The 25,094-nt window shown below is 62.7% G+C and carries 24 protein-coding genes; 17 read left to right on the top strand and 7 right to left on the bottom strand.

The features are described from left to right. Positions 1-44: 44 nt before the first annotated feature. Positions 45-1,574 carry a YifB family Mg chelatase-like AAA ATPase gene (locus tag AC07R0_RS15410; protein ID WP_495105494.1) on the bottom strand — a complete coding sequence of 510 codons (1,530 nt, stop codon included), beginning with the start codon at positions 1,572-1,574 and terminating at the stop codon, positions 45-47. A gap of 273 nt (positions 1,575-1,847) precedes the next feature. On the opposite strand from AC07R0_RS15410, the gene glnK reads away from it, so the two are divergent. From glnK to AC07R0_RS15430, 4 genes are all read left to right on the top strand, one after another. Beyond that, a complete protein-coding gene (gene glnK / locus AC07R0_RS15415; RefSeq protein ID WP_495077465.1) occupies positions 1,848-2,186 on the top strand; it encodes a P-II family nitrogen regulator in 339 nt (112 codons plus the stop codon). Positions 2,187-2,221: 35 nt separating this feature from the next. Continuing rightward, positions 2,222-3,784, top strand: coding sequence for an ammonium transporter (locus tag AC07R0_RS15420; RefSeq protein WP_495105495.1), 1,563 nt, complete (start codon positions 2,222-2,224; stop codon positions 3,782-3,784). A gap of 209 nt (positions 3,785-3,993) precedes the next feature. After that, positions 3,994-4,893, top strand: coding sequence for an SMP-30/gluconolactonase/LRE family protein (locus AC07R0_RS15425; protein WP_495105496.1), 900 nt, complete (start codon positions 3,994-3,996; stop codon positions 4,891-4,893). Between the two features lie 71 nt (positions 4,894-4,964). Further along, on the top strand, positions 4,965-5,711 hold the full coding sequence (locus tag AC07R0_RS15430; protein ID WP_495105497.1) for a YoaK family protein: 747 nt from the start codon (positions 4,965-4,967) through the stop codon (positions 5,709-5,711). Here the strand turns inward: AC07R0_RS15430 and AC07R0_RS15435 are convergent. Continuing rightward, positions 5,708-6,346 (bottom strand): glutathione S-transferase family protein, encoded by a 639-nt coding sequence (locus AC07R0_RS15435; protein WP_495105498.1) that lies wholly within the window; start codon positions 6,344-6,346, stop codon positions 5,708-5,710. The two genes, AC07R0_RS15430 and AC07R0_RS15435, sit on opposite strands and share 4 nt — an antisense overlap. A 306-nt stretch (positions 6,347-6,652) precedes the next feature. Here AC07R0_RS15435 and xylF point away from each other — a divergent pair, with 306 nt between their 5' ends. From xylF to AC07R0_RS15480, 9 genes are all read left to right on the top strand, one after another. Further along, on the top strand, positions 6,653-7,675 hold the full coding sequence (gene xylF, locus AC07R0_RS15440; protein ID WP_495105601.1) for a D-xylose ABC transporter substrate-binding protein: 1,023 nt from the start codon (positions 6,653-6,655) through the stop codon (positions 7,673-7,675). An 80-nt stretch (positions 7,676-7,755) separates the two neighbouring features. Next, positions 7,756-8,943 (top strand): sugar ABC transporter permease, encoded by a 1,188-nt coding sequence (locus AC07R0_RS15445; protein WP_495105499.1) that lies wholly within the window; start codon positions 7,756-7,758, stop codon positions 8,941-8,943. After that, positions 8,944-9,723 carry an ATP-binding cassette domain-containing protein gene (locus AC07R0_RS15450; protein WP_495105500.1) on the top strand — a complete coding sequence of 260 codons (780 nt, stop codon included), beginning with the start codon at positions 8,944-8,946 and terminating at the stop codon, positions 9,721-9,723. A gap of 188 nt (positions 9,724-9,911) precedes the next feature. Next, positions 9,912-11,069: an ROK family transcriptional regulator gene (locus AC07R0_RS15455; RefSeq protein ID WP_495100005.1), complete on the top strand. Its 1,158-nt coding sequence runs from the start codon at positions 9,912-9,914 to the stop codon at positions 11,067-11,069. 17 nt (positions 11,070-11,086) lie between these two features. Continuing rightward, positions 11,087-12,403, top strand: a complete 1,317-nt coding sequence (gene xylA, locus AC07R0_RS15460; protein ID WP_495100004.1) for a xylose isomerase — start codon at positions 11,087-11,089, stop codon at positions 12,401-12,403. 507 nt (positions 12,404-12,910) lie between these two features. Beyond that, a complete protein-coding gene (locus tag AC07R0_RS15465) occupies positions 12,911-13,069 on the top strand; it encodes a hypothetical protein (RefSeq protein ID WP_495105501.1) in 159 nt (52 codons plus the stop codon). A gap of 5 nt (positions 13,070-13,074) precedes the next feature. Then, complete coding sequence (locus AC07R0_RS15470) at positions 13,075-13,875, top strand: IS110 family transposase (RefSeq protein WP_495105502.1); 801 nt, start codon at positions 13,075-13,077, stop codon at positions 13,873-13,875. 436 nt (positions 13,876-14,311) lie between these two features. Further along, positions 14,312-15,211 carry a DapH/DapD/GlmU-related protein gene (locus AC07R0_RS15475; protein ID WP_495105503.1) on the top strand — a complete coding sequence of 300 codons (900 nt, stop codon included), beginning with the start codon at positions 14,312-14,314 and terminating at the stop codon, positions 15,209-15,211. Positions 15,212-15,282: 71 nt separating this feature from the next. Further along, the gene (locus AC07R0_RS15480) at positions 15,283-15,717 is read left to right on the top strand and encodes a GNAT family N-acetyltransferase (RefSeq protein ID WP_495105504.1); all 435 of its coding nucleotides are present in this window, start codon (positions 15,283-15,285) and stop codon (positions 15,715-15,717) included. 282 nt (positions 15,718-15,999) lie between these two features. Here AC07R0_RS15480 and AC07R0_RS15485 read toward each other — a convergent pair whose 3' ends face one another. After that, positions 16,000-17,010, bottom strand: coding sequence for a zinc-dependent alcohol dehydrogenase family protein (locus tag AC07R0_RS15485; protein ID WP_495105505.1), 1,011 nt, complete (start codon positions 17,008-17,010; stop codon positions 16,000-16,002). Positions 17,011-17,108: 98 nt separating this feature from the next. On the opposite strand from AC07R0_RS15485, the gene AC07R0_RS15490 reads away from it, so the two are divergent. Beyond that, the gene (locus AC07R0_RS15490; protein WP_495105506.1) at positions 17,109-17,984 is read left to right on the top strand and encodes a LysR family transcriptional regulator; all 876 of its coding nucleotides are present in this window, start codon (positions 17,109-17,111) and stop codon (positions 17,982-17,984) included. Positions 17,985-18,077: 93 nt separating this feature from the next. Here AC07R0_RS15490 and AC07R0_RS15495 read toward each other — a convergent pair whose 3' ends face one another. Then, on the bottom strand, positions 18,078-18,992 hold the full coding sequence (locus AC07R0_RS15495; RefSeq protein WP_495105507.1) for a glutaminase: 915 nt from the start codon (positions 18,990-18,992) through the stop codon (positions 18,078-18,080). 288 nt (positions 18,993-19,280) lie between these two features. Between AC07R0_RS15495 and AC07R0_RS15500 the strand changes: the two genes are divergently transcribed. Both AC07R0_RS15500 and AC07R0_RS15505 read left to right on the top strand, forming a co-directional pair. After that, positions 19,281-19,925 (top strand): hypothetical protein, encoded by a 645-nt coding sequence (locus tag AC07R0_RS15500; protein ID WP_495099734.1) that lies wholly within the window; start codon positions 19,281-19,283, stop codon positions 19,923-19,925. An 85-nt stretch (positions 19,926-20,010) separates the two neighbouring features. After that, on the top strand, positions 20,011-21,042 hold the full coding sequence (locus tag AC07R0_RS15505) for a hypothetical protein (protein ID WP_495105508.1): 1,032 nt from the start codon (positions 20,011-20,013) through the stop codon (positions 21,040-21,042). Between the two features lie 55 nt (positions 21,043-21,097). On the opposite strand, the gene AC07R0_RS15510 is transcribed toward AC07R0_RS15505, so the two are convergent. The 3 genes from AC07R0_RS15510 to lplT are packed head-to-tail and all read right to left on the bottom strand — an operon-like array spanning position 21,098 to position 23,814. Then, positions 21,098-21,586 (bottom strand): glutathione peroxidase, encoded by a 489-nt coding sequence (locus tag AC07R0_RS15510; RefSeq protein ID WP_495105509.1) that lies wholly within the window; start codon positions 21,584-21,586, stop codon positions 21,098-21,100. Positions 21,587-21,620: 34 nt separating this feature from the next. Continuing rightward, the gene (locus tag AC07R0_RS15515; protein ID WP_495105510.1) at positions 21,621-22,496 is read right to left on the bottom strand and encodes a DMT family transporter; all 876 of its coding nucleotides are present in this window, start codon (positions 22,494-22,496) and stop codon (positions 21,621-21,623) included. A gap of 37 nt (positions 22,497-22,533) precedes the next feature. Then, positions 22,534-23,814: a lysophospholipid transporter LplT gene (lplT, locus tag AC07R0_RS15520; protein ID WP_495105511.1), complete on the bottom strand. Its 1,281-nt coding sequence runs from the start codon at positions 23,812-23,814 to the stop codon at positions 22,534-22,536. Positions 23,815-23,959: 145 nt separating this feature from the next. On the opposite strand from lplT, the gene alr reads away from it, so the two are divergent. Then, complete coding sequence (gene alr / locus AC07R0_RS15525; RefSeq protein WP_495105512.1) at positions 23,960-25,081, top strand: alanine racemase; 1,122 nt, start codon at positions 23,960-23,962, stop codon at positions 25,079-25,081. The last annotated feature ends 13 nt before the right edge of the window (positions 25,082-25,094 follow it).

A 25,094-nucleotide genomic window follows, 5' to 3' on the forward strand; every position in this document is an offset into this window, starting at 1 on the left:
GCGCAGATATTACCTGCGCTGGCAGCTATCAAAAACATAGTAATTTAGCTGGATGCCCGCAAGGCCCGGCGGTACTGCACGGCTTCGGCAATATGGCTGGTATCGGTCGTGCCAGCGCCTGCCAGGTCGGCAATGGTGCGGGCCACTTTCAGGGTGCGGTGGATGCTGCGGGCCGACCAGCCCAGCCGGGCGGCCGTGGTGTTCAGGAACTTGGCGGCCGCGTTGTCCAGCGCCACGTGCTGGTCCATTTCCTGCCCTTGTAATGCCTGGTTGGACTTACCTTGCCGATCCATGGCCTGTTGCCGGGCGGCGCTGCTGCGTTGGCGGATGGCGGCCGTGGATTCGCCCGGCGGTGCGTTGAGCAGGTCCTGGGCCGGCAGCGCCGGAACTTCAATATGCAGATCGATACGGTCCATCAAAGGGCCGCTGAGCTTACCCTGGTAACGCAACACCTGGTCTGGTGAGCAGCGGCAGGCCTGCTGGCGTGATCCTAAAAAACCACAAGGACAAGGATTCATAGCTGCAATTAGTTGGAAGCGAGCCGGGAATTCGGCCCGCCGCGCCGCACGGGATATGGTGATGTGGCCAGTCTCCAGCGGCTCGCGCAGGGCTTCCAGAGCGGCTCTGGGGAACTCTGGAAGCTCATCTAAAAATAAAACCCCGTGGTGGGCCAGCGAGATTTCACCGGGCCGTGGCGGTGACCCGCCGCCCACGAGGGCCACGGCACTGGCGGTATGGTGGGGGCTGCAAGTGGGGCGGGTAGCCCAGCGCTCCAGGGAGAAACGCCCGCCCAGGCTGGCCACGGCAGCACTTTGCAGCGCCTCTTCCACCGTCATGGGTGGCAGCAATCCGGCAAAGCGTTGTGCCAGCATGGATTTGCCCGAGCCGGGCGGTCCGATCAGCAGCAGACTGTGGCCGCCTGCTGCGGCAATCTCCAGCGCCCGTTTGGCCCCAGCCTGGCCTTTGACGTCGGCCAGGTCAGCATAGCCGGCCGTGGTGGGTCGGGTGGTCAGCTGCAGATGGCGCCAGCCTTCGGCCGGGGCGTCGCCTTCGCCTTGCGGTAAAAACTGCTGCACCACATCCAATAGGTGCTGGGCGCAGTACACCTGCGCGCCGGGCACCAGGGCGGCCTCTTCGGCGCTGCCCGGCGGCAATACCAGCCGGGTGTGCACTTCTTGTGCGTGCAGCGCCAGGCTGGTAGCCAGCGCACCGCGCACCGGGCGCAATGCACCAGACAGCGACAGCTCGCCGGCAAATTCGTGACCGGCCAGGCGTTCTGCCGCGATCTGGCCGCTGGCGGCCAGGATGCCCAACGCAATTGGCAGATCGAAGCGGCCGGAGTCCTTGGGCAGGTCGGCCGGCGCCAGGTTCACTGTGATGCGTTTGTTATGGGGAAATTCCAGGCCGGAGTTCTGGATGGCCGAACGCACGCGTTCGCGCGCCTCCTTGACCTCCACATCGGCCAGCCCGACCAAGGTAAAGCTGGGCAGGCCGTTGGTTAGATGCACCTCAACGGTGACGGCGGGGGCTTCCAGGCCCAGTAAGGCACGACTCTGCACCAAACACAAGCTCATCGTCGTTTTACTCCCTGTATCGGTGCAGAAACGACGTCCGAAGTACACGTTTCTTTGCAATGCACCATTTATGTGCGATAAATACCAATCCAAAGCTGTGCATCGCCACGCATGGATAAGGGGTAGGTTAACAAATTGACACCAATTTGGCACGCTACATGCTTAGAGCTTCCCGATTCCCCTCATTATTTTGGAGAAGACAATGAAACTGCCAGCGCCCGAGGCTGCCCGCCTTGACGCCCACCCTCTCTATAGCCCATCGAAGGACCAGCCATGAAACTTGTCACTGCCATTATCAAACCGTTCAAGCTCGACGAGGTGCGTGAAGCCTTGTCCGGCATTGGTGTGCAGGGTATTACCGTGACGGAAGTCAAGGGCTTTGGTCGCCAGAAGGGCCATACCGAGCTGTACCGCGGCGCTGAATATGTTGTCGACTTCCTGCCCAAGGTGAAGATCGAGGCAGCCATCTCCGACGACTTGGTGGACCGCGTGATCGAAGCCGTAGAGGGCGCAGCCCGCACCGGCAAGATTGGCGACGGCAAGATTTTTGTCTACAACCTGGAGCAGGTTGTTCGTATCCGTACCGGCGAGACCGGCAAAGAAGCGCTGTAAGCGCGGCGTGCGTCATTAACGAAAGCCAAACAACCATGAAAAAACTTCTCGCATCTTTTGCCCTGGGTATGGGGCTGCTATGGGGCGCATCTTTTGCCCAAGCCCAGGCTCCGGCTGCTGAGCCGGCAGCCAGCGCGGCGGCTCCTGCCGCATCGGAGGAGGCCAAGCCAGCCGACGCAGCAGCCCCCGCACCGGCTGCTGCGGCCGCCGCAGCGCCTGCTGCCTCGGCACCGGCTGACGCCGCTTCTGCTGCACCCGCTCCGGTTCCCAATAAGGGCGACACCGCCTGGATGATGGTTTCCACGCTGCTGGTCATCATGATGACTGTGCCCGGCCTGGCCCTGTTCTACGGCGGCCTGGTGCGCAGCAAGAACATGCTGTCCGTGCTGATGCAGGTCATGGTCACCTTCTCGCTGATCCTGGTGCTGTGGTTCATCTACGGCTACAGCCTGGCGTTCACCGAAGGCAATGCCTATGTCGGTGGCTTCGACCGCCTGTTCATGAAGGGCATCTGGGATAACGTTGCGGGCACGTTTGCTACTGGCGGCACCTTCAGCAAGGGTGTGCCCATGTACGAAATTGTGTTTGCCGTCTTCCAGGCCACCTTCGCCGGTATCACCTGCTGCCTGATCGTGGGTGCTTTCGCAGAACGTATCAAGTTCTCGGCTGTGCTGCTGTTCACGGCGATCTGGTTCACCTTCAGCTATGCGCCTATCGCCCACATGGTGTGGTTCTGGATGGGTCCTGACGCCTACGCTTCCAAGGAAGTTGTTGACGCGATGAACGCCAAGGCCGGTCTGATCTGGCAATGGGGCGCGCTGGACTTCGCCGGCGGCACCGTGGTGCACATCAACGCCGCTGTGGCCGGCCTGGTCGGTGCCTACATGATTGGCAAGCGCATTGGCTACGGTAAGGAATCCATGGCACCTCACAGCCTGACGCTGACCATGGTTGGTGCCTCGCTGCTGTGGGTGGGCTGGTTCGGTTTCAACGCCGGCTCCGCTCTGGAAGCCAACGGCTTCGCTGCTCTGGCATTCATCAACACCCTGGGTGCTACCGCTGCTGCTGTGCTGGCATGGTGCGTCGGCGAATCGCTGATGAAGGGCAAGGCTTCCATGCTGGGTGCTGCATCTGGCGCCGTGGCGGGTCTGGTGGCAATCACGCCTGCTTGCGGCAACGTCGGTATCGGCGGCGGCTTGGTCATCGGCTTCGTGGCAGGCTTCGCTTGCCTGTGGGGTGTGACCGGCCTGAAGAAGATTCTGGGCGCTGACGACTCGTTGGACGTGTTCGGTGTGCACGGCGTGGGCGGTATCCTGGGTGCGCTGCTGACCGGCGTGTTCAACAGCCCCAGCCTGGGTGGCCCGTCCACCGTGGCTGACTGGGTTTCCGCTGGCATGACGCCCGCTGACGCCTACTCTGTGGCTGGCCAAGTGTGGATCCAGGCCAAGGCCGTGATGCTGACCATCGTCTGGTCCGGTGTGGTGTCTTTGGTTGCCTACAAGATTGTGGATCTGACCATTGGTCTGCGCGTCTCCGAAGAAGAAGAGCGCGAAGGTCTGGACATCAGCTCCCACGGCGAAACGGCCTACCACCGCTGAAATTGACACACCCCCAGGCTACGCACTTCGTGTCTTCGCCAACCCCCTTGCAGGGGGCGATACCAGTGGCCCGGCAAAGCCGGTTCCACGGTATCCCTGGCAAAGAGAGGTAGCGCCTGTATCGGTGAACCAGCCCGCCCGCAGCAATGCCGGCGGGCTATTTTTTTGCCCGTTCACAATACGGGCACTGCAAACTTTTACATCCCACCATGACCTGGCACACCGTCACCACCGAACCCAACCTCCTGGGCGAGTCGCCCTTCTGGCATCCGCAGGAAAAACGCCTGTACTGGGTCGATGTGCCCGGCAAGCTGCTGCAGCGCCTGGACGTGGTCAGCGGCGTGGTTGAGCGCTGGGCCATGCCCTCCGAGCCTGGCTGTATTGCCCCGGCGGCCAGCGGTGGCCTAGTGGTGGCGCTGCGCGAGGGTATTTACCGCGCGCCCGTCTGGGGTGGTGATCTGCAGCTATTGGCTGCGGCACCGTACGACCCGGCCACCACCCGCTTCAACGACGGCAAGTGCGACCCGCTGGGCCGCTTCTGGGCCAGCACCATCTACGAGCCGCGCGATGCGCGCAAGGCCGAGCTGTACTGCCTGGAGGCCGGCCGACTGAGCAGCAAGGCGGGCAATGCCATCACCGGCAACGGCCTGGCCTGGTCGCCCGACGCCAAGACCCTGTACTGGTCGGACACGCCGCACCACATCGTCCACGCCTGGGACTGGGACGCGGCCTCGAATGTTCTGTCGAACTACTGCGAGTTCCTGCAGATGGCGCCCAAGCCCGCGGGCTGGCAAGCCGGCATGCCCGGCTACGGAGGCCGCCCCGACGGTGCGGCGGTGGACGTGCAGGGCAACTACTACTCGGCCCAGTTTGAAGGCCAGCGCCTGTGCAAGTTTTCGCCGGATGGCGACTTGCTGACCGCCTACCCGCTGCCCGTGCGCTGCCCCACCATGCCCTGCTTTGGCGGTGACGACCTGCAAACCCTGTACCTCACCAGCGGCCGCCATGGTCGCTCCGATGCCGAGCTGGCAGAGCTGCCCGCATCCGGCCATGTGCTGTCCATGCGCGTGGATGTGCCGGGCCTGCCTGTGAATTTCTTCAAAGACTAGGCTTGCTATTTTTTAAATAGCTGCTGGTGCAGCTAGTATCTGCGCTGGAGCAGTATTTCTTATAAATCCCTATGCGTCGCTTACGCCATCTATCCAGCCACCACCGCACCCCGGCCACCAACCGGCTGCTGGGTGGCCTGCTGGCGTTCAACGCGGGGGCCATCAACGCCGGGGGCTTTCTGGTGGTGGGCATGTACACCTCGCACATGAGCGGTTTTGCGTCCATGGTGGCCGACAACCTGGTGCTGGGCAATTTGACCCTGGTGCTGGGGGCTTTGGGTACGGTGCTGGCCTTCACCTGCGGCGCTGCCACTACGGCGGTGCTGGTCAACTGGGCACGCCAGCACCATTTGCGCAGCGCCTACGCCTTGCCCCTGCTGTGTGAGGCACTGCTGATGCTGGTGTTTGGCCTGATTGGCGCCACGCTGAACCGCCAGACCCCGTTTGCCGTGCCGCTGACCGTGCTGGTCCTGGCCTACACCATGGGCCTGCAGAACGCGCTGATCAGCAAGATCTCCCTGTCGCAGATCCGCACCACCCACATGACCGGCGTGGTGACCGACCTGGGCATCGAGCTGGGCAAGATGCTCTACATGAACCGGCAGGGCAGCCCGCTCGAATCCCGCGTGCGGGCCAACCACGTCAAGCTGCGCCTGTACGGTACCTTGCTGGGTGCTTTTGTGACCGGCGGGCTGGTGGGCGCCACCGGCTTCAAGTACGTGGGTTTCATTTGGGTGGTGCCGCTGGCGCTGCTGCTGCTGGCCTTGTCGCTGCCGCCGCTGGTGGCGGACCTGGTACGCCCGCGCCCGGTTCGTTAAGCCACGTCCTGCGGCCGGGGGTGGCCGGGCATCAGCGCATAGGGCGCGACCCAGCCGGGCTGACCCTGGATGCGCTGCAGCCAGGCGGCAATGGCCGGGTAGTCGGCCCAGTCCACGCCGAACTCGTCTGGCCAGAACAGGTAGCCACACAGTGACAAGTCGGCCGTGGTCAGCCGCTCGCCCACTACGTATTGCTTGCCGTCCAGGTGCTGGTTCAGCACCTTCAGCGCTGACACCATGCGGCCGCGCAAAAAGGCCGTGACCGGCGTTTCACCCGTCTTGGCAAACTGCAGCTGAAAGCGTAGCGTGGCGATGTTGCTGGTCAGTTTGTGGTTGTCGAACAGGGTCCAGCGCAGTATTTCGCGGCGCTCGTCCTCGTTGGCCGGCGCCAGCTGGGGGAATTGCCCGGCCAGGTAATCCAGGATCACCCCCGATTGGCTCAGGCGCAGGCCGCCGTGCTCCAGTACCGGCACCTCGCCCATCACATTGATCTCGCGGTAGGCCGGGGTGCGGGTTTCGCCGTTGAAGAAATCCACAAAGCGCGGCGCCCAGTCGGCGCCGCACAGCTGCAGCGCCAGTGCCACCTTGTAGGCATTGCCGGATTGGGCGAAACAATAAAGTTGGTAAGCGGCCATGGGGTCTTTCGAGTGGGAGGGGCTGAAAGCGCCATCGTAGCCGCAACCCCGAGTGCTCTATTTTTAGTAGCTGCTAGCGCACATGGAATATGCGCTGGAAGGACTTTTTGCGCCATGCTGATGCGGCCAACTCCGTGCAATCCCGTATTAGGGCAAGTCCTAGTCCTTATTTTCTGGAAATGAAAGATAGTTCGTGCGGCAGTCGAACTAAGTAGTTTCGCGGAATTCCCGCCGCTGCCAAGGTGCGCTGGGCCGTCCGCCTGCAGCCGCCTCGTTGTTCCACAAAAACGGAGACAAAACATGAAGATCGCTTTCAAACAGACCCTGTCCATCCTGGCGTTGGGCTTGGCCAGCAGCGCCGCCTTGGCGCAAATGACCGTGGGCGTCAGCTGGTCCAACTTCCAGGAGGAACGCTGGAAAACCGACGAGGCCGCCATCAAGACCCAGTTGGAAAAGCTCGGTGCCAAGTACATCAGCGCCGATGCCGGTGGCTCCCCTGAAAAGCAGCTGGGCGACATCGACAGCCTGATGAGCAAGGGCGCGAAAGTGCTGATCGTGCTGGCCATGGACAAGGACGCCATCCTGCCCGCCGTCAACAAGGCCACCAAGCAAAAGGTGCCAGTCGTCGCCTATGACCGCCTGATCGAAGCGCCCGGCGTGTACTACATCACCTTCGACAACAAGGAAGTCGGCCGCCTGCAGGCCGCCGCCGTGTTCAAGGCCCAGCCCAAGGGCAACTACGTGATGATCAAGGGCTCGCCCACCGACCCCAACGCCAACTTCCTGCGCGAAGGCCAGCAAGAGGTGATCGACGCGGCCGTCAAGTCCGGCGCCATCAAGATCGTTGGCGAGGAATACACCGACGGCTGGAAGCCCGAAGTCGCGCAAAAGAACATGGAGCAAATCCTTACCAAAAACGGCGGCAAGGTCGATGCCGTGGTCGCCTCCAACGACGGCACCGCCGGTGGCGTGGTCGCAGCGCTGACCAGCAAGGGCATCAAGGGCATTCCGGTCTCCGGCCAGGACGGCGACTTTGCCGCTTTGAACCGCGTGGCCCTGGGCTCGCAAACCGTCTCTGTCTGGAAGGACGCACGTGACCTGGGTCGCGAAGCCGCCATTGCCGCCGTGGACCTGGGCAATGGCAAGAAGGTGCCCGGCACCGTGAGCTGGAACGGCGGCGAAAAGAAGATCGCCCTGGACTCGCATTTCCTGAAGCCTGTAGCCGTTACCCGCGACAACCTGGACGTGGTGGTCAAGGCGGGCTGGATCAAGAAGGATGAGCTGTGCAAGGGGGTGGCCGCAGCCAGCGCCCCGGCCGCCTGCAAGTAACTCCCCGGTGCTGAAGCGCTCCGCCCTGCAGGCCAGGGCGGGCGCCAGCCTGGAGTCCATTCTTCTTCCGGAACCCTGATATGAGCGATTCCCCCAATGCCTGGCGGCAGGCCAACATCGACTGGCGCCTTGTGCTGATGAGCCTGGTGCTGGCCGTGCTGGCCATGGTGTTTGGCCTGTTGACCGAAGGCATCTTCTTCTCGCCCGAGAACCTGTACAACATCGCCCAGCAGACGGCGGTGGTGGGTATCGTCTCCACTGTCATGGTGCTGGTCATCGTGGCCCGGCATATCGACCTGTCGGTGGGCTCGGTGATGGGCTTTGTGGGCGTACTCATCGCCTATCTGCAGTACAGCGCTAACTGGTCCTGGCCCACAGCCTGCCTGGCCGGACTCGCCGTGGCGCTGGCCGCATCCATTTACCAGGGCTGGCTGACAGCGGTGCTGGGTGTGCCCTCGTTCGTGGTGACGCTGGGCGGCCTGATGTCATTTCGTGGCGCGGCCTTTTTGGTGGCCGACGGCAAGACCCAGCCGGTGACGGACGACTTCTTTCTGCGCCTGGGCGGCGGCTACGACGGTGGCATAGGCACCACGGCCACCTGGTGGGTGACCGGCCTGGTCTGCTTGGCGCTGCTGCTGCGCGCTGTGCAAAAGCGCCGCTCGCGCCTGCGCCACGGCGTGGCCAACGACCCGCTGTGGATGGAGGCCCTGCTGACCGGTGTGCCCATCCTGCTGCTGCTGGCCTTTGCCGACACCATGAACCACTACCTCATTTCCTCCAAGACCGAGCCGCAGGGCATACCCATACCGGTGCTGATCTGGGCCGTGGTGGCCGGCGCGTTGTCCTTTATCGTGCACCGCACCCGCTTTGGCCGCTATGTCTACGCCATGGGTGGCAACCCCGACGCAGCCGCGCTGGTGGGCATACCGGTGAAGCGTGTCACCTTGCAATTATTCGCGCTGCTGGCCGTGCTGATTACGATAGCAGCTATTGTTTCCATAGCGCGCCTGAACGCCGGCACCAACTCACTGGGCACCGGCATGGAGCTGTATGTGATTGCCGCAGCCGTCATCGGCGGCACCGCGCTGGCCGGCGGCAGCGGCTCCATCTTCGGCTCGGTGCTGGGCGCGCTGATCATGCAGTCGTTGGACAGCGGCATGCTGCTGTTGGATGTGTCCATCGGCAAGCGCATGGTCATCATCGGCCAGGTGCTGATCATCGCCGTGGTGTTCGATGTTCTCTATCGCAAGTTCACGGGAGATCGATAAATGACCGACCACTCCCAACCTTTAGTCGAACTGCGCGACATCCGCAAAGCCTTTGGCGGCGTGGTGGCGGTGGACGGTGTCAGCGTCAACCTCTATCCCGGCGAGGTCGTCGCCCTGCTGGGCCACAACGGCGCGGGCAAGTCCACGCTGATGAAGATGCTGGCCGGGGCCTACCCCATCGACAGCGGCGACACCGTGATTGCCGGCCACAAGGTGCACATCTGCACCCCGGCGGAGGCCCAGGCCCAGGGCATTGAAACCATCTACCAGACCCTGGCTCTGGCCGACAATTTGGACTCCGTCGCCAACCTGTTCCTCGGTCGCGAGAAGATGACTGCCTGGAACACGCTGGACGACCACTTCATGGAGGTCAACGCCCGCAAGGTGTTTGCCCGGTTGAACAAGAACTTCACCAACATCCGCGTACCCGTGCGCCGCCTGTCGGGCGGCCAGCGCCAGGTGGTGGCGATCTCGCGGGCGCTGTACTTCAACGCCCGCATCCTCATCATGGACGAGCCCTGTGCCGCCCTGGGCCCGGAGGAAACCGCCATGGTTGGCCGCCTGGTGCAGCAGCTCAAAAGCGAAGGTGTGGGTATCTTCCTGATCACCCACGACATGCCGGACGTGTTCGGCCTCAGCGACCGCCTCGCGGTGATGAAGAACGGCAAGCTGGTTGGCACCTACAACACCGCCGATGTCACGGAAGACGAGGTGCTGGGCATGATCATTACCGGCAAGCGACCTGAGGGTAAGGCGCAGGCGGAGCGTGCACAGAACTAGACTCAGGTCTTCTTCCACCTCAGCTATTCCATCCCCACTATGCGCACAACGCACCCATTCGCCAAGATACCGTGGAACTGGCTTTGCCAGGCCACTGGTATCGCCCCCTGCGTGTCGCATCGGTTTTTGCAAACCGATGCGAGGGGGGTTGGCGGAGCGCAGCGCAGCCTGGGGGTGAGCCAAATATTATGAAGACTACCGGCGACCAACAACTCGTCAAGCGCATCAACCGCAGTGTGCTGCTGCGCCTGCTGCGCGCCCAGCCCGGCCTGTCGCGTGCCCGCCTGGCGGCCGAGAGCGGCCTGACCAAATCCACGGTCAGCCTGCTGGTGCGCGAGCTGCTGGACGACGGCTGGCTGACCGAGGCCGCCACGCCGGTGAACGACGGCATAGGCCGTCCGTCCACCCCGCTGCGCATCCACGAAGGCGTGCGCGCGCTGATCGGCGTGGAGATCGCGGTCGAGGTGGTGCGCGTGGCCTGCGTGACGCTGCAGGGCGAGGTGCTGCACTCGGCCCAGCAGCCGCTGACCAGCAACATCCCGGCCCAGGCCGCGCAGCAAACCGCGCGCATGGTGGCCACCGCCTATGAAGGCCTGCGGGCGCTGGACCTGCAGCTGGTGGGTGTGGGCGTGTGCACGCCCGGCGCCATCGACCACGACACCGGCCTGGTACTGTTCGCCCCCAACCTGGGCTGGCGCCAGCTGGACCTGCTGGACCTGCTGACCCGCGCCATGGCCAAGGCCGGCCTGCCGCCCGTGCCTGTGCAACTGCAGAACGACGCGGACGCTGGCGCCTTGGGCGAGTACGAATTTGCCCAGGGCGAAGGCGAAGACCCGCTGATCTTCGTCAGCTGCGACGTGGGCGTGGGCGCGGGCATCGTGTCCAACGACCGCTTGTTCACCGGTGCCCAGGGCATGGCCGGCGAAATCGGCCACACCATCATGCAGATCGACGGCCCGCTGTGTTCCTGTGGCCGCAAGGGCTGCGCCGAGGCCTTCATCGGCCTGCGCGCGCTGCGCAACCACCCCATGGACCTGAGCCGCTCCGGCCACTACCTGGGCGTGCTGCTGCAAAACCTGTGGACCACCTTCAACCCGCGCGCCATCGTGGTCGGCGGCAAGTCGTGTGATCGCCACCCTGAATTCTTGCAGGCCGCGCAAAAAACCGTGGCCGCCTATGCCGAAAGTGCTGGCATGCCGCCCCCTAGCATCCGCGTGGCCCGCTATGGCCCGTTGGCCGCCGCCGTGGGCGCAGCCGCGCTGACGCTGCACGAATACCTGCGGCCCATGCACCCCAATTCCGAAGCCCGGCGCGCCCGCGCAGGGCAGGCTCTTTCACCCCCCTAACTTTTTAAAGGACTTCCATGGCCTCTTATTTCTCAGACATTGCCCCCATCGCGTTCGAAGGCCCGGCCTCCTCGAACCCGCTGGCCTTCAAGTGGTACGACCGTGACAGGCTGGTGCTGGGAAAGCGCATGGAAGACCACCTGCGGTTCGCCGCCTGCTACTGGCACAGCTTCTGCTGGAATGGCTTTGACCCGTTCAGCCACGACGGTACCTTCGAGCGCCCCTGGATGCGCATGGCAGACCCCATGGAAGCCGCCCGCGCCAAGGCCGACGCGGCTTTCGAATTTTTCGCCCGGCTCGGCGCCCCTTACTACTGCTTCCATGACCGCGACGTGGCCCCCGAAGGCGCCACCCCGCGCGAGAGCCTGAACAATCTGCACGCCATGATCGACGTGCTGGGCACCAAGCAGCAAGACACCGGCATGAAGCTGCTATGGGGCACGGCCAACATGTTCAGCCACCGCCGCTTCATGGCTGGCGCCTCCACCAACCCCGACCCGGCCATCTTCGGCATGGCCGCCCTGCAGGTGCGCGCCGCCATGGACGCAACCTTGAAACTCGGCGGTGAAAACTATGTGCTGTGGGGCGGCCGTGAAGGCTACGAGACCCTGCTCAACACCCGCATGGGCCAGGAGCTGGACCAGATGGGCCGCTTCATGAACATGGTGGTTGAGTACAAGCACAAGATCGGTTTCAAGGGCACCATCCTCATCGAACCCAAGCCCCGCGAACCCACCAAGCACCAGTACGACTACGACGTCGCCACCGTCTACGGCTTCCTGTGCCGCTACGGCCTGGAAAAGGAAATCAAGGTCAACATCGAAGCCAACCACGCCACCCTGGCTGGCCACAGCTTCGAGCATGAGATCGCCACCGCCATCGACCTGGGCATCTTCGGCTCCATCGACATGAACCGCGGCGACATGCAATGCCAGTGGGACACTGACCAATTCCCCAACAGCATCCCCGACACCGCACTGGCCATGTATTTGATCCTGAAAGGCGGCGGCTTCACCACCGGTGGCGTCAACTTCGACAGCAAGGTCCGCCGCCAGTCCATCGATCCCGAAGACATGTTCTACGGCCACGTAGGCGCCATGGACGTCAGCGCGCGCTCCTTGCTGATCGCCGAAAAGATGATCAACGACGGCCGCCTGGAAAAGCACATCGCCGCCCGCTACGCTGGCTGGCAAGGCCCCGAGGCACAGAACATCCTGGCCGGCAAAGTCAGCCTGGACGCCCTGGCCGACCAGGTCCTGGCCAGCGGCGCCGACCCCCGCCCGGTCTCCGGCCGTCAGGAGTACATCGAAAACCTCCTGAACGCGTATATTTGAGTAGGTGCTATTTAAATCGTAGCTGCTAGCGCAGGAATTATCTGCGCTAGCGGGCGATTTGACTTGAACCTTTGGATTTTCTGGGTGCTGCCAGCATCCCCGGCCGGGATGTGCGCCCGGCGGCGCAGTCACCTTTCTTTGCTTCGCCAAAGAAAGGTAACCCAAAGAAAGGGCGAGCCGAAGTCGTCGCCCCCTTCGCTGCGCTGCGGGGTACGCTGCGTTGCTCGGTCTGGTCGGGGTCCCGCTCGAACTCGCTGCGCTTGTATGTTTAAGACGTCGGGTTCAAAAACTTGTATGTTGATGGTGTCGGGGTGGAGAGACCCGCTACGGGATCGGCTGCTTGCGCGGACCGACTGTTTTGAGAATTCTCCCGTCCCACCTGCCAACGTCGATCAGGAACTGAGCGGTGGCCCGTTTCAAGCCAGCCAACCGCCGATCTGAAGGCAAGCCAACGTGGCAGGTGAGCTGCACCCCGACAAGGCAAATTGTCCAATCGGAGGAGCCATCATGCAAGAGCCAACTTGTTCAAAGTTATGTATTGGCGTCGATGTTGCGAAGGCCGAACTGGTCATCTCGCTAGGGACCGGACATCGACCGCACAGCATCGTCAATGACGAAGCCAGCATCACGGCATGGTTGCGCGAACTGCCACAGCCGGAACGCTGATTGCCATGGAGTCGACGGGTCGTTATCACGCTCTGCTGGCCCACTTGGCCAGCCAAGCAGGCTTTACGGTCTACGTGCTCAACGCCCGGGATGTCTACTTCTACGCCCGCGCCCTGGGCACGCGGGGTAAGACCGATGGCGTAGACGCCGGCGTCATCGCCCGCTACCTCGCCGAACACCATACCCGACTACACCCTTGGCAAGCCGCCAGTGGCATGCAGCAACAACTGCAAGAGCTGCTCACGCGCCGAGCGCAAGTGGTCGTGCAGCGTTCGAGTTTGCGTCAAATCTTCACTGGTGTGGACGCACCAGGGTTGGCTCTAGAGATGCTTTACAACGGCTTTGATGCCTTGCTGAAATCGATGGATGACAAGGTTCAGTACTTGATCGCTGGTGACACCGAAATGGCGCAGGGTTGTCAAAGACTTTGCAGCATCACCGGCATTGGGCCGCAGACTTCGGCTTTATTGGCCACATTGCTGAGCCGCTTTGACTTTGCCAATGCCGATGCGTTAGTGGCGTACTGTGGGCTAGACCCGCGGCCCAATGACTCGGGTACCAAGCGCGGGCGGCGTCGACTGAGCAAGAAAGGGCCGCCATTGCTGCGCCGGCAGATGTACCTGGCGGGCTTCGCTGCCAGTCACAGCAAAGCGCTCAAGCCGCTGTACCTGTCGATACGGGCCAAGGGCTTTGCCAGCACAGAAGCATTTCTCATTTTGGGGCGCAAATTGTTGCGCGTAGCGTTTGCAGTTTGGAATGGAACCGAGACATTTGATCCGGCCCGTTTAAGTCCAAAAACAACTTGAAAAAAACATAGAACCTCAGACAATCGCGGGCCCTGATCCGCCCACCCCTGCGCTACTCGCCGACGCCACACGGCGTGGGAACGGACAGCCAAACAGCCAGCCCGGCTACGCCGGGCATCGCGCCCTGCACGGGCTGCGAGTGCGGGGTGTTTGCTATATAAATCGTAGCTTCTGGCGCAGGTATTCCGTGCGCTGGTGACCGATTTGGCTTGTATGCCTGCGCCAGTCGCCAAGCTGCGCCAGGCCGCGGGGGTGTAGATGCACCCGACTATAGTGACCAGTTGCTTTTATCTGCTGCTTTTTTGCTCAAGCTGTGATTGTTTTTTACCGTGTGTTGAAAACCTAGAAATCCAAGCCTGGATTGGTGTAGCAACATATCAATTTTGGCGCCGAGCTTGAGCGGGGCGGCTACAGCCATGAACCCAAGGAGATCAGAGTGACCCTTTTACGAGTCGGCCATAGGTACCGCGACGCGGAAAGCGGAAAGACCATTGATGTTTGGTATCCGCAGTCAAACAGTAAGACAAACAGAGGCTGTCTTGCTGAAAAGGTCGGACTTATTTGCTCCGACTTCATAGAAACTCGCATCGAGTCCCTCGATGACGCACCCGTATCAACGGAGGACGCGTACTTGCGCCTTCATCTTTTGTCTGAAAGGTTTGCCAAGCCGAATGAGGTCAACTTGGACGGAATTTTCGGCTTGCTTCCCAATGTGGCGTGGACGTCCGCCGGGCCGGTCTTTCCTGGGCGGGTAGAGGTGTTACGTGATCGCGTTGCCCCCGAGCACCATCACCTGACCGTTACGTCCATCGACAAGTTTCCCCGGATGACTGACTACGTGACGCCGAGCGGTGTTCGCATCGCCGATGCTGACCGTGTGCGCCTTGGTGCTCATCTGTCCGAAGGTACGACCGTCATGCATGAGGGGTTCGTTAACTTCAATGCTGGCACTCTCGGTGAATCGATGGTTGAAGGCCGAATCACCCCGGGTGTCGTTGTCGGTGCGCGGTCGGACATTGGTGCTGGTGCATCCATCATGGGAACACTGTCCGGCGGTGGAAAACATAGAACTTCCATAGGGCAGCGAAGCCTGCTTGGTGCAAACGCTGGGACCGGAATTTCGTTGGGCGATGATTGTATTGTCGAGGCCGGCCTGTATTTGACCGCCGGCACAAAAGTCCTGCTGCCAGATGGGACGGTAGTGTCGGCCAGAGCGCTCGCGGGGCAATCTGGCTTCGTCTATCGAAGAAACAGCCAGACAGGAGCCGTTGAGGCAATTTTGAATAAGGCTGCCAGCTGGGGTGGGCTTAACGATGCGCTGCACAGCAATGCGTGATTGGAGGCGCAGTTCTTTGTTTAAGCGGCCCCGCCAGTGGCGGCTCACAGCTCAGGTTCAACCTTGATCATATGGCTGCCTTCTTACTCCTCCCCGCATCCGAACACGACAAAGACTTCATCTTTGAAGCCTTTAAAATCGCTATGCGCGAGTACGTGGAATGGGCTTGGGGGTGGAACGAGGGGTTTCAGCGTGACGGCTTCTGGGCCAATTTGCCGGTACAGAAATTCCAACTGATTTGTGTTGGCGGGCAAAACGCTGGGGCGCTGTATGTCGAAGAGAGCGCGCAAAACCATTGTGTGCGCACCCTCTTTTTGAGACCGGAATTTCAGGGGCGCGGCGTCGGTTCTGCTGTGCTTACGCAAGAAGTCGTTCGCGCCACAGCTGCCAAAAAATTTCTCGTCTTGAAAGTAATCAAGATCAACCCGGCCAAACGCCTCTATGACCGCATGGGGTTTAAGGTCGTGCAAGAGGACGAGGCCACCTTCCACATGCAATGGGGCTGAGGTTGCAGGGATGGACTCGTCCACAACGTCGAAACGGGTGGCAGCTACGCGCACTGGGCCCTAGGTTTTGCTGCTGAAAAGATAGCGCCCAGCGCAGGGTTTACATGCGCCAGCGGTCTATTCTTCTTGAATTTTCAGGCCACAGCATCAAAACAATCGACAACCCCGTCCGCCCCACAAACAGCCCCAGCGCGGGAGACCAGACGCAAAGACTGAGTTGGTCGGGCACTACGGCGACGATGCCGCTTATGCCGCTCTTGCAAGACAGGGATTCAGTTTTGCTCAGCCTCCGTGCACGATGGCCAGCTTCCCAAAGTGACGCCCGCCCGCGCTGAGCTCTGCATAGGCTGCGCCGGTGTCGGCGATATCGAAGATTCGGTCAATCACCGGCACGATGCGGTGGGCGGCAATGGCGCGGGTGGCTTGGGCCAGGTCGGCGACCGAACCGGTGTTGTTTCCGACGATGCGCAAGGCCTTGACGATGATGGGCATCAAGTTGATGGACGCTGCCGTGCCGGAGAGAAAGCCCACCGTGAATACCGTGCCACCCATCGCCGCTGCGTTGAGCGAGCGGGCGATGGTGGCCTCGCCCACCGTCTCCACCACCAGGTCCGCGCCACGCCCGTCGGTGAGCTTGAGCACTTCGGCGTCCCAGGCCGGGGTGGCGCGGTAGTTGATCACGTGGTCGGCACCGAGCTGGCGTGCGCGCTCCAGCTTTGCATCGGAGGAGGAAGCGAGGATCACCGTGGCGCCCGACGCCTTGGCGAACTGCAGGGCGAAGATGCTGACGGCACCCGTGCCCAGCAGCACCACCACCGACCCTGGCCGCAGCGATGCCGAGCGCACGGCGTTCCAGGCCGTGGTGGCGGCGATGGGCAGCGCCGCGCCCTGGACGAAATCCAGGTGCGCAGGCAGGGCAACCAGGCTGTGGGCGGGCACGGCGACGTAGTCGGCCAGCGAACCCGGCAGCGTGATGCCCCGCATCGCGGCTATCTTGTGCGGCGCCATGGCGCCGTCTTGCCAGCCCGGCATGAAGTGCGGCACCACGCGGTCGCCCACCGCCCAGCCGCTGACGCCTTCGCCCAGGGCCACGACTTCGCCCGCGCCATCGGCTACCGGCACCATGGGCAAAGTCACGCCGGGTATGGCGCCAAGGGCGACGGCGACGTCGAGGTAGTTCAGTGTGGCGGCGCGCATGCGCACCAGCACTTCGCCATGGCCGGCCTGGGGGTCGGGCAGCTCGGTGCTTTGAAACGCGCTGAGGGAATGGGCGGTGAGTTGGACTGCGTGCATGGTGTTTTCTTTGCAATGAAGGAGGCCGATAGTGTTATTAATAAATTAACAGAGATAAACTGCGATTTAGTTGATAGATTTGAAATCAGGAGTGATGAATGGATGTGTTCAGTAGCATGCAGGTCTATGTGCACGCGGTGGAAAAAGGCAGCCTCAGCGCGGCCGCCACGGCCTGCGGCATTTCGGCGACCATGGCGGGCAACCACCTGCGCACGCTGGAAAAGCGCCTGGGCATGCAGCTGCTGCAACGCACCACCCGGCGCCAGCACCTCACCGCCTTTGGCGAGGACTACTACCTGCGCTGCAAGGAAATCCTCCGACTGGTGGCCGAAACCGATGCCCAGGCGCAGAACCAGCAGCTCGCGCCGGCCGGCAAGCTGCGCATCACCGCGCCCGTGAGCTTTGGCGCCGAAGCCCTGATGCCGGCCCTGTCGGACTACATGGCGCGCTACCCCGAGGTGAGTGTGGATGTGGCCTTAAGCGACCACACGGTGGATCTGGTGGAGGAGGGTTTCGAGGCCGCCATCCGCATTGGCCCGCTGCAGGATTCGCTGATCGCCCGGCCGCTGGCGCCGTACCGTCTGATGGTCTGCGCATCGCCCGACTACCTGGCGCGCCGTGGCGCGCCGGTCCGGCCCGAGGATCTGGCCCAGCATGAATGTCTGTCGTTCTCGCTCGCCGCCTTGCAGCACTGGCCCTTAACAGGGGAGGAGGGCACCTGCCAGGTACCGGTGTCGGGCCGGCTGCAGGTCAATAATGGGCAGGCGCTGCGGGTGGCGGCGCTGCACGGCTTGGGCATCGTGTTGCAGTCGGCCTTTCTGCTGCAGGCCGATGTACAGGCTGGTCGCCTGGTGCAATTGCTTCCCAGCTACACCCTGCCCAGCCGGCCGATGAGCCTGGTCTATCTGCCCGACCGCTACCGCTCGCCCAAGCTGCGCAGCTTTGTGGATTTTCTGGTGGAGCGGTTCAGCTAGTGGGGTGGTGATTGCTATCGTAAATGTAGCTATTGGTGCAGGTAGTACTTGCGTCAGCGGCCTATTTCCCTTGAATTCTCAGGCCGCCAAAGGTCAAAAGATTGACAGTCCCGTACGCGCCGCAAACAGCTCCAGCGCCTGCATGCCCAGCAGCGAATTACCGCTGCCGTCCAGCGCTGGCGACCAGACGCACAGGGTGAGCTGGTCGGGCACCACGGCGACGATGCCGCCGCCTACGCCGCTCTTGCAGGGTAGGCCGATGCGGAAGGCGAATTCGCCGGCGGCGTCGTAGGTGCCGCAGGTCAGCATCAGCGCGTTGATGCGGCGTGTCTGGCTGGAGCTAACGACGGTTGCGTCCGCGCGGTAGGGGTGGCGGCCGTCGCGGCACAGGTAGCCGGCGGCGCGGGCCATTTGCTGGCAACTCATGCGGATGGCGCACTGGTGGAAGTACAGGTCCAGCACGGCGGCCACCGGGTTGTCTAGCTTGCCAAAGCTCTTCATGAAGTTGGCCAGCGCATGGTTGCGAAAGCCGGTTTGCGCTTCGGACCGGGCCACCTCGGGGTCCAGGTGCACCGGCTCGTCGCATAGCTCGGACAACAGGTCCAGCACGTTGCCTACGCCGTTGCCGTGCGACAGCAGTCGGTCGGCCACGGCGATGGCACCGGCATTGATGAAGGGGTTGCGCGGTTTGCCTTGCTCGTTTTCCAGCTGCACCAGTGAGTTGAACGGGTTGCCCGAGGGCTCGCGGCCTATGCGCTGCCACAGCGCGTCGCCCAGGTGCTGCATCGCCATGGTCAGCGAGAACAGCTTGGACATGCTCTGGATGGAGAACGGCGTGGCGTAGTCGCCGCTGGCCGCCTCCAACCCGTCGCAGGTGCGCAGGGCGATGCCGAATTGCTGCGGCGACACGCGGGCCAGCGCCGGGATGTAGCTGGCCACCTGGCCTTGCGCGCCCAGCTGGGGCCGCACGGCAGCAACGATGTCGTCGAGGATGGCTTGGAAGTTCACACGGGGCTCCACACAGAAATGAGTCTGGATTGTCCCGCATCCTGGCTGGCTGCGTAAACGGTTTGCTATGTAAACAATAGCTGCTTGCGTAGGTGAAATGTGCACTGGGAGCCGATTTGGTTTAAATGCTTCATGCACCAGACCCTGGGTTCTGCGCCTGGTAGCGCATCCTGACAGGCTGTTGCAGGGCCACCACGTGTATGCGTTCGGTAAAGGGCTTGTCACAAAGCCTACGTACGCTGCCCATGCGCTGTTAACTGAGAAAGTCTTGCTCAGGTACCAGTCACCATGAATCGCTGGATCGCGCGTTCGCGTCAGATCCGAAACCTTCGTTTTCAGGAACCCCGTATGAAATTCATAAAGATCGCTTTGTTGTTTGTTTGGATGGCCGCCCTCAGCGGTTTTGTCGGTGCACAAAACCTCAGTTCCCTCAATACCCGCTTCGAAGGTTGGCTCGGCAAGAACCAGCGGGGCTATTACTTGGATGGGTCAGAGTGGCACTATTGCTTCAGCAACAAGGGTGGTAGCTGCGGTACCGTAGGTTTGACGACCGGCCATTCGCAGTGCAGAACCACTGGCTTCAATATCGGTGGCAAATGGGCGATCCCGACCCGGATCGGTGGCATGGAGATCAATGCCGGCGCCAACCATTCCTGGACGGCCTGCAACATCCGAAGCGAAACCGTTACCTGCGGCCCCAACGTGGGCTACAAGGGCCGTGCGGTGATCAACTTCAGCGAACGCTGGGGGCGCATGCGCGTGTTGGGTGGTAACACCTACCTCACGCTGAATTCGAGTTGCCCCGCCGGCTGGCGGTCTGACTGGATGGGGGGGTCAAGCTGGCGCTGCACATACGATGGGGGCACCAATTACACCGTCGATGGCTATCTGCCAGAGTGGCGCGGCAGCAGCTGCCAGTACTCAAAGATCTAAGCACTTCGCGAACTGAGAGGCAGCAGAAGCGTATGCCAGTTGGACGCTTCTGCCTGCCCACGCACACTATTTCCAGAGGATTGCAGTGCCTTCCAAAATCTATTTTTCCTCGCCCCGCGTACCTGTGAAAGCCATCATCGGCGGATGTTTGCTGATCGCGGCGGGGATCTACTTTTTTTCCCGTAGCGGGTATGGTGCAGACCAGGCCGAAGCGCCGCAGGCAGGCAGTTCCAGCGCCCAGCCATCCCAAACGCCAGTGGTCTTTGGTGCGCAAGCGTCTATGTCCGCTGTGCCGAGCGGTTTCCAGGGGACGCTTGTCTCCGCCGATGAACCAGACGTCAAGGTATTCACGCCCGAAGAAGCGGCTGAGAGTCTCAGGGCCTTGTTTGACAAGATCATGAAGCGGGAAGACCTGTCGTCGAAGGATGTCGAGGAACTACAGGCGCGGCTCCTGGCGTCGATAGAGGGCAACCCTGCGGTTGCCAAAGTCGTGGAGCAGTTCTATCACAACATGCCGGCCGAGCAGGGCATGGAGCGGGACATGCTGCGCTCGCTGCTGGTCGGGTCGGCGGCGGGTCGGGGCATCGTTTTGCAGGAGGCGAACGCCATCTGGGCGGGCAAGAGCGAAGCCAAGTTCGCCGAGATGTACGAGACCTACTTCAACCTGCCGGGCCAGGCGCCGCAGGAGGTGCTTACCCGAGCGATGGCCGATTTGAAGGCGGGTGCGCAAACGGATGAGCGAACTGCTGTCGCGCGGCTGAACTTTATTGGCATGCTGGAGGATCAGAAAAATAGCGATACCGCCAATCTGCGAAATGATGCCGTCCCGCTGTTGAACCAACTGGCGGAGAGCCAGGGCAGCGATATAGTGCGGGCGCTTGCCGTCCAGAAGCTGTACCGCCTGAGCTCGCCTGCGGAGGCTTCCAACATCGCCATCGCGCAGCTGTCCAAAGGTGCCTATGGCGACCTGGTGCGGGAAACACTGAGTTCGGTGAGCAGCGGCGATGTGGACCTTACGCCGAACCTGCGTGTCGCGTTGACCACCGCCGTCAAACGCCCGGCCGCCTCCGCCGAAGAGAAGCAGCAACTCAACCAAGTCCTGGCCTCGCACAGTTGAGGTACGCGTTCGCCGCGCATGGTCAAAAGCCTGGGCGGCGGAAGAAGCGCCGGCTTTAAATTGCCAATGCCGCCTCGATGTCCTTTTGCAGGCTTTGGGGCGTATCCATTGGCGCATAGCGCTTGAGTACCTGGCCGTCCTTGCTGATCAGGAATTTGGTGAAGTTCCATTTGATTGCCTTGGTGCCCAGCAGGCCCGGTGCCTCGTTGACCAGCCACTGGTACAGCGGGTCGGCACCGGCGCCATTGACCTCGATCTTGGCCATCATCGGGAAGCTGACGCCGTAGTTCACTTGGCAGAAGCTGGCGATCTCGTCGTTGCTGCCCTTGTCCTGCGCGCCAAACTGGTTGCACGGAAAGCCCAGCACCGTCAGGCCCTTGGCACCGTAGCTTTTGTGCAGCTCTTCCAGCCCGGCGAACTGCGGCGTGAAGCCGCAGGCGCTGGCCGTGTTGACGACCAGTAGAACCTGGCCTTTGAACTGCGACAGGGCGACGGGTTGGCCGGCAATGTCTGTGGCGCTGAAGTCGTAGATGGAGGTAGTCATGCCTGCGATTTAAGCAGACTTCTCTCTGACGCGTTTATTCACTGCGTGCTGCCAGCACCGACGCCAGCAGTATCAGCGCCGCTCCCACCAGCGTGCGCAGCGACAGCGTGGCCGCGCCCAGCGCCACCGAGGACACGCTGGCAAACACGATTTCGGTCAGCATCACGATGGAGCTGTTGCTGGACGACATGCGTGCCGCACCATACTGCAGCCCCATATTGCTGATGAAAAATAGCAGGCCCAGCAGCACGACGGCGCTGCCCCAGCCTAGCTGTAGTGCTGGGATAGCCGGCACCAGCCCAAACTGTCCGCCCAGGGAAGCGGCCAGCCCAGCCATCAGCACGCCGCCGCCAAACATGGCGCACATGCGCTCGGTGCCGGGCACATCCTGCAGGCGGCGTAGCAGCACATTGGTCAGCGCAAAGCTGAAGCCGCCCAGCAGGGCCAGTCCGTCCGCCGTCGAGAACGCCATGCCGGCCACCGTGCGCAGGCCGCCCTCGGGCCACAGCACCACCAGCACGCCCACCAGCGCCAGCACCAGCCGCAGCAGCGAAGCCCGCGTAGGCCGCTCGCCCAGCACCAGCCAGGCCAGCAGCACGGCCCAGCCGGGCATCAGATAGAACAGCAGCACCACGCGCACCACGTCGCCAATCGCCACCGCCCAGTTGAAGCCCACATTCGTCATGCCGGTGGCCAGCAGCAACAGCCATAGCTCCGGCCGGCGCAGCATGCCGCGTGCGGCAGCGGGGCGGGCCAGCAGCAGGCCCGCCAGGGCCACGGCGTACAGCAGGGAGGTGGACCACAGCGGATGCAGGCCCAGTTGCTGCAGCTGGCGGAACGGCCACCAGGACACGCCCCAGATAAAGGCGTTCAGCATCAGCGCGAGAGCGGGGAGCAGGGCGGCGGGCATGCGGGAGACGCGCCCTGCCACCAGGGCGGGCGCGAGGCTAGTGGGTGTTGTCGGTGCGGGCCAGCATCAAAAGATGGTCGACCTCGTCCTTGTATTTGATGCAGTTGTTGGCATGCCAGCGCTTGATCAGCCACATGAAGCCGGCCACCACCAGGCCAAAGGCGGTGATGGCGCCAAAGGACGACAGGCCCAGGCCGGTGGAGACGCTGTAGAAGGCGCCCAGGGCCAGGATGCACAGCTGCTCGTTGAAGTTCTGCACAGCGATCGAGCGGCCCGCGCCCATCAGATTGTGGCCGCGGTGTTGCAGCAGGGCATTCATCGGCACCACCATGAAACCGCCCAGGCCGCCCAGCACTACCAGGAATGGGACGGCCAGCCAGACGTTGTGGATGAAGTTCATCAAGATCACCAGCAGGCCCATCAGCAGGCCCAGTGGGATGACCTTGGTGGCGGTGTCCAGCCGCATGCGCATGGACGCTGCCACGGCGCCAGCAGCGGTGCCTATGGCGACTACGCCCAGCAGGCTGGTCGATTGGGTGATGCTATAGCCCAGCGCGGTGGCGCTCCAGGCCAGCACGATGTATTTCAGGTTGCCGCTGACACCCCAGAACAGGGTGGTGGTGGCCAGGGTAATCTGCCCCAACTTGTCGGTCCACAGCCGGGAGTTGCAGCGCCAGAAGTCGGGCAGCAGGGCCAACGCGTTGCTTGGCATGGGGCGCATTTCCACCCCGGTATCGGGAATGCGGGTGTTGAACCAGGCGGCCAGCGCGTAGACGGCGATGAGCACGCTCACGGCGGCTTGCGGCGGGGTGCTGATGCCGGTGTCAAAGAAGGGGAAGTCCAGTGCCAGCAGTTTGGCCGACACCGCCGGCCCTACCAGTTGCCCGCCAAACAGCACGCCCAGAATGATGGATGCAATCGTCAGACCTTCGATCCAGCCATTGGCCTGCACCAGCTGCGAGGCCGGTAGCATCTCGGTCAGGATGCCGTACTTGGCTGGCGAATAGGCCGCCGCACCCAGGCCCACCACGGCCGTGGCCAGCAGGGGGTGAATGCCAAACAGCATCATCAGACAGCCCGCCATCTTGATGGAATTGCTGGCCAACATCACCTTGCCCTTGGGGAACGCGTCCGCCAGCGCACCCAGCCAGGGGGCCAGGATCACATAGAAAAGCGCAAACATGGGAACCAAGGCGGCCTGTTGCCAGGGAGCACCTCCGGCACCTCGGATCATCGCAATGGACGCCACAAAAAGCGCCTGGTCGGCCAGTGACGAGCAGAACTGGGCCGACATGAGGGTAAAGAAACCGCGCTTCATTAAATGCTTGTGGCGGCATCAGTCTGGCTGATGCAGGTTGATTTAAGACAAGTCTCCAGAGACAGCGGGTTATATCACGCGGTGGAATGCCAAAATCCCGGAAAAGCCCTCAACCCTGCCGCATCGCCCCTACCGGAACCCACCCATGCCGCGTCCCATCCAGGCCACCATCCACACCGACTCCTTGCGCCACAACCTGGCCCGCGCCCGCGCTGCCGCGGGGGATGCCCGGGTCTGGGCGGTGGTCAAGGCCAATGCCTACGGCCATGGCATCGAGCGTGTTTTCGAGGGCCTGCGCGGTGCCGATGGCTTCGCCCTGCTGGATCTGAACGAGGCCGAACGCGTGCGCGCCCTGGGCTGGCGCGGCCCGGTGCTGCTGCTGGAAGGCGTGTTCGAGCAGCGCGATCTGGAGCTGTGCTCGCGCCTAGACCTGTGGCACACCGTGCACTGCGATGCCCAGATCGACATGCTGGCCGTGCACAAGACGAATGTGCCGCATCGCGTGTTCCTGAAAATGAACACTGGCATGAACCGCCTGGGCTTTAGCCCTGAGCGCTACCGCTCGGCCTGGACCCGGCTGAACCTGCTGCCCCAGGTGGACGAAATCTCGCTGATCACCCATTTCAGCGACGCAGACGGTCCGCGTGGCATTGCCGAGGCCATGGCGGTGTTCAACGCCGTGACCGCCGACCTGCCCGGTGAGCGTAGCGTGGCCAATAGCGCCGCCACCCTGCGCCACACCCCCGGTGCGCCCCTGCAGCAGCCCGCGCTGGCGGCCCAGGTGGCGGGTGACTGGGTACGCCCCGGCATCGCCATTTACGGCAGCGCACCCGACTTTCCGGCCTATACCTCGGCCGATTGGGGCCTGCAGCCGGCCATGACGCTGACTGCAAAAATCATAGCTACGCAAGACCTGCAGCCGGGCGCTACCGTCGGTTATGGCTCCAACTTTGCGGCCGAGCAGGCGATGCGTATCGGCATCGTGGCCTGCGGCTATGCCGATGGTTATCCGCGCATCTGCCCCACCGGCACCCCGGTGCTGGTGGACGGCGTGCGTAGCCGCACCCTGGGTCGCGTCAGCATGGACATGCTGGTGGTCGACCTGACGCCCACACCCCAGGCCCACATCGGCACGCCCGTCACCCTGTGGGGCCGGGCTGCGAATGGCGTTGTGTTGCCGATTGACGAAGTAGCACAGCAGGCCGGCACCGTGGGCTACGAGCTGATGTGCGCTCTGGCCCAGCGTGTGCCGGTGGTGGTCGAGTAAGCCAGGTTACTCT

The organism is Rhodoferax sp. GW821-FHT07F03 (assembly GCF_059418745.1).

What these genes read in the sequence shown, in the direction of transcription:
- AC07R0_RS15470 (WP_495105502.1), top strand. Translation starts at nt 13,075, where the DNA reads ATGGAGTCGACGGGTCGTTATCACGCTCTGCTGGCCCACTTGGCCAGC.
- xylA (WP_495100004.1), top strand. Translation starts at nt 11,087, where the DNA reads ATGGCCTCTTATTTCTCAGACATTGCCCCCATCGCGTTCGAAGGCCCG.
- AC07R0_RS15445 (WP_495105499.1), top strand. Translation starts at nt 7,756, where the DNA reads ATGAGCGATTCCCCCAATGCCTGGCGGCAGGCCAACATCGACTGGCGC.
- AC07R0_RS15490 (WP_495105506.1), top strand. Translation starts at nt 17,109, where the DNA reads ATGGATGTGTTCAGTAGCATGCAGGTCTATGTGCACGCGGTGGAAAAA.
- AC07R0_RS15425 (WP_495105496.1), top strand. Translation starts at nt 3,994, where the DNA reads ATGACCTGGCACACCGTCACCACCGAACCCAACCTCCTGGGCGAGTCG.
- glnK (WP_495077465.1), top strand. Translation starts at nt 1,848, where the DNA reads ATGAAACTTGTCACTGCCATTATCAAACCGTTCAAGCTCGACGAGGTG.
- AC07R0_RS15480 (WP_495105504.1), top strand. Translation starts at nt 15,283, where the DNA reads ATGGCTGCCTTCTTACTCCTCCCCGCATCCGAACACGACAAAGACTTC.
- AC07R0_RS15450 (WP_495105500.1), top strand. Translation starts at nt 8,944, where the DNA reads ATGACCGACCACTCCCAACCTTTAGTCGAACTGCGCGACATCCGCAAA.
- lplT (WP_495105511.1), bottom strand. Translation starts at nt 23,814, where the DNA reads ATGAAGCGCGGTTTCTTTACCCTCATGTCGGCCCAGTTCTGCTCGTCA.
- AC07R0_RS15420 (WP_495105495.1), top strand. Translation starts at nt 2,222, where the DNA reads ATGAAAAAACTTCTCGCATCTTTTGCCCTGGGTATGGGGCTGCTATGG.
- AC07R0_RS15435 (WP_495105498.1), bottom strand. Translation starts at nt 6,346, where the DNA reads ATGGCCGCTTACCAACTTTATTGTTTCGCCCAATCCGGCAATGCCTAC.
- AC07R0_RS15500 (WP_495099734.1), top strand. Translation starts at nt 19,281, where the DNA reads ATGAATCGCTGGATCGCGCGTTCGCGTCAGATCCGAAACCTTCGTTTT.
- AC07R0_RS15410 (WP_495105494.1), bottom strand. Translation starts at nt 1,574, where the DNA reads ATGAGCTTGTGTTTGGTGCAGAGTCGTGCCTTACTGGGCCTGGAAGCC.
- AC07R0_RS15465 (WP_495105501.1), top strand. Translation starts at nt 12,911, where the DNA reads ATGCAAGAGCCAACTTGTTCAAAGTTATGTATTGGCGTCGATGTTGCG.
- alr (WP_495105512.1), top strand. Translation starts at nt 23,960, where the DNA reads ATGCCGCGTCCCATCCAGGCCACCATCCACACCGACTCCTTGCGCCAC.
- AC07R0_RS15455 (WP_495100005.1), top strand. Translation starts at nt 9,912, where the DNA reads ATGAAGACTACCGGCGACCAACAACTCGTCAAGCGCATCAACCGCAGT.
- AC07R0_RS15485 (WP_495105505.1), bottom strand. Translation starts at nt 17,010, where the DNA reads ATGCACGCAGTCCAACTCACCGCCCATTCCCTCAGCGCGTTTCAAAGC.
- AC07R0_RS15515 (WP_495105510.1), bottom strand. Translation starts at nt 22,496, where the DNA reads ATGCCCGCCGCCCTGCTCCCCGCTCTCGCGCTGATGCTGAACGCCTTT.
- AC07R0_RS15510 (WP_495105509.1), bottom strand. Translation starts at nt 21,586, where the DNA reads ATGACTACCTCCATCTACGACTTCAGCGCCACAGACATTGCCGGCCAA.
- AC07R0_RS15430 (WP_495105497.1), top strand. Translation starts at nt 4,965, where the DNA reads ATGCGTCGCTTACGCCATCTATCCAGCCACCACCGCACCCCGGCCACC.